This is a genomic window from Escherichia sp. R1, assembly GCF_003000935.1.
Lineage (GTDB): Bacteria > Pseudomonadota > Gammaproteobacteria > Enterobacterales > Enterobacteriaceae > Escherichia > Escherichia coli.
Genome location: NZ_PSRU01000057.1, coordinates 1 through 3,177, shown reverse-complemented (window position 1 = coordinate 3,177; position 3,177 = coordinate 1). Strand labels below are relative to the sequence as shown.

At 49.8% G+C, this 3,177-nt stretch carries 2 protein-coding genes and 2 pseudogenes; 3 read left to right on the top strand and 1 reads right to left on the bottom strand.

The window, feature by feature from the left end:
* The 3 genes and pseudogenes from C4F37_RS26875 to C4F37_RS26860 all read left to right on the top strand — a co-directional run.
* On the top strand, nt 1-111 hold a 111-nt coding region (locus tag C4F37_RS26875), incomplete at its 5' end, for an IS3 family transposase (protein ID WP_135116980.1).
* Between the two features lie 153 nt (nt 112-264).
* Nucleotides 265-2,262: a BCCT family transporter gene (locus tag C4F37_RS26870; RefSeq protein ID WP_001293436.1), complete on the top strand. Its 1,998-nt coding sequence runs from the start codon at nt 265-267 to the stop codon at nt 2,260-2,262.
* Nucleotides 2,263-2,324: 62 nt separating this feature from the next.
* Nucleotides 2,325-2,663, top strand: a pseudogene (locus C4F37_RS26860) (DUF2254 family protein); the annotation flags it as partial.
* A gap of 9 nt (nt 2,664-2,672) precedes the next feature.
* Here the strand turns inward: C4F37_RS26860 and C4F37_RS26855 are convergent.
* A pseudogene (locus C4F37_RS26855) lies at nt 2,673-3,177 on the bottom strand (IS3 family transposase); the annotation flags it as partial.

Sequence of the window (3,177 nt, the reverse complement as noted above, 5' to 3'; positions counted from 1 at the left end):
GTAATACGGGAATACATTGAGATTTTCTACAATCGTCAGCGTCGTCACTCTCGTCTGGGGAATATCTCCCCGGCAGCCTTCAGGGAAAAATATCATCAGATGGCTGCTTAAAAAAAGAACAAATGGTAGTGTCCGCTATTGCCAGTACACCTCAACATTCCACCATGCATTCCGATTAACGCCGCATAGCCAGTTGAACTTTGCTACTTTGTGAGAGGTAGTACCTTCTATCCAGTGCGAATTTAATTAATGGAATAAATGATTATGAGTGAAAATGATACAATCCCAAAGAAGTCTACAAGTCAGATTAACAAAGCGGTATTCTTTACATCTGCTTTGCTAATTTTCCTTCTTGTCGCCTTTGCCGCCGTATTCCCGGATGTCGCCGACAAAAATTTTAAACTACTTCAGCAACAAATCTTCACGAATGCCAGCTGGTTCTACATCCTTGCTGTGGCCCTGATTTTACTGAGTGTCACGTTCCTTGGACTCTCACGCTACGGTGATATCAAGCTGGGCCCGGACCATGCGCAGCCTGATTTCAGCTACCACTCCTGGTTTGCGATGCTTTTTTCGGCAGGGATGGGGATCGGCCTGATGTTCTTTGGCGTTGCCGAACCTGTAATGCATTATCTTTCGCCACCCGTTGGCACTCCAGAAACCGTTGCGGCAGCCAAGGAAGCAATGCGTCTGACCTTTTTCCACTGGGGACTGCACGCATGGGCAATTTATGCCATTGTGGCGCTGATTCTGGCGTTCTTCAGTTACCGTCACGGTCTGCCTTTAACTCTGCGCTCCGCACTCTATCCCATTATTGGCGATCGCATATACGGACCTGTAGGACATGCGGTTGATATTTTCGCTGTTATAGGCACGGTCTTTGGCGTTGCGACATCACTGGGTTACGGTGTTTTGCAGGTGAATGCCGGTTTGAACCATCTTTTCGGGGTGCCCATCAATGAAACGGTGCAGGTAATTCTGATCGTGGTCATCACGGGGTTAGCGACGATTTCAGTGGTGTCCGGTCTGGATAAGGGAATACGTATCCTGTCTGAACTCAATCTGGGTCTGGCTTTGTTGCTCCTGGCGCTGGTCCTGTGTCTGGGACCAACCGTGCTTCTGCTGAAGTCATTTGTGGAAAATACGGGCGGTTATCTTTCGGAACTGGTGAGTAAAACGTTCAACCTTTACGCGTATGAGCCCAAGTCGAGCAACTGGCTGGGGGGCTGGACATTACTGTACTGGGGATGGTGGCTTTCATGGTCGCCGTTTGTGGGGATGTTCATCGCACGGGTCTCCCGCGGGCGAACCATTCGCGAGTTTGTCACCGGCGTGCTGTTTGTTCCCGCGGGTTTTACGCTAATGTGGATGACGGTGTTTGGTAACAGCGCGATCTATCTCATTATGAACCAGGGGGCCACAGACCTCGCCAATACTGTTCAGCAGGATGTGTCGCTGGCCCTGTTTAATTTCCTGGAGCATTTCCCGTTCTCTTCTGTGCTGTCATTCATTGCAATGGCGATGGTCATCGTCTTCTTTGTAACGTCTGCTGATTCGGGGGCAATGGTTGTGGATACTCTGGCATCAGGTGGAGTGGCAAACACACCCGTCTGGCAGCGAATATTCTGGGCCTCGCTCATGGGCATTGTTGCAATTGCGCTTCTCCTTGCCGGAGGGCTAAGTGCGCTGCAAACGGTGACAATAGCGAGTGCATTGCCCTTCTCAGTGATCTTACTAATATCCATATACGGACTTTTAAAAGCTTTGCGCCGGGATTTGACCAAGCGTGAAAGCCTGAGCATGGCGACAATTGCTCCTACGGCTGCACGTAACCCAATTCCTTGGCAGAGAAGGTTACGCAATATCGCGTATCTGCCGAAGCGATCTCTTGTGAAACGTTTTATGGACGACGTTATCCAGCCCGCCATGACGCTGGTTCAGGAGGAACTGAACAAGCAGGGGACGATAAGCCACATTAGTGATGCAGTCGACGATCGTATTCGTCTTGAAGTCGATTTGGGCAACGAGCTGAATTTTATATATGAAGTGAGGCTTCGCGGGTATATCTCACCGACCTTCGCGCTCGCCGCAATGGATAATGATGAGCAGCAGACTGAACAACATCGATATTATCGCGCTGAGGTTTATCTCAAAGAAGGCGGTCAAAATTATGATGTGATGGGCTGGAACCAGGAACAGCTGATTAATGACATACTGGACCAGTACGAAAAACACCTGCACTTCCTGCACCTGGTTCGTTAATAGCAACATGCCGTCCTGGGGGCGGCAATTATTATCTCGGCCGCAATATGAGGGAATGCAGAATGATTTCACGCTGGAAATGGATGCTGAAGCAGACAATTAAAAAACTATGGTTCAGGGCAACGTTATTCGCAATTGTCGCGATAATAACGGCCCTTTTATCAATTCTTTTTAAATCAATGATACCTGAGTCGGTTTCCGTGAAGGTTGGTGCGGAAGCAGTCGATAACATTCTGAACATACTGGCATCGAGTATGCTGGCAGTGACCACATTTTCGCTGAGTATCATGGTCACAGCCTACGGTTCAGCCACTACTAATGTGACTCCCAGAGCTACGCGTTTAGTTGTTGAAGACGTCACCACACAAAATGTACTGGCCACCTTCATCGGTTCTTTTCTCTTGAAGTGGTCAACAAAAACTGGCCACCGCGTTAGAGTTTTTCCAGTATCGATTTTCCGATTCGTTTGGGGTAACCCACCGTTATATTCGTGCGGTCTTAGTGCGCTGTAATATCCAACGATATAGTCCGTTATGGCGTGAGCTGCCTCGCTGAAGCTTACGTAACCCACCACCGGCATCCATTCGTTCTTCAGACTCCTGAAGAAGCGTTCCATTGGGCTGTTATCCCTGCAGTTTCCGCGCCGGCTCATACTCTGTCTGATCTGGTATCGCCACAATAACTGCCGGAACTGCCTGCTCGTATAATGACTGCCCTGATCGCTGTGGAACATCACCCCGCCGGGCTTACCACGGGTTTCCCATGCCATTTCCAGCGCTTTCATGGTGAGCCTGCTGTCCGGCGAGAACGACATGGCCCAGCCCACTGGTTTTCTTGCGAACAGGTCGAGAACAACGGCGAGGTACGCCCAGCGCTTACCCGTCCAGATATAGGTCACATCACCGCACCACACCT

Coding starts and splice junctions, on each gene's coding strand:
- C4F37_RS26870 (WP_001293436.1), top strand. CDS start 265: ATGAGTGAAAATGATACAATCCCAAAGAAGTCTACAAGTCAGATTAAC.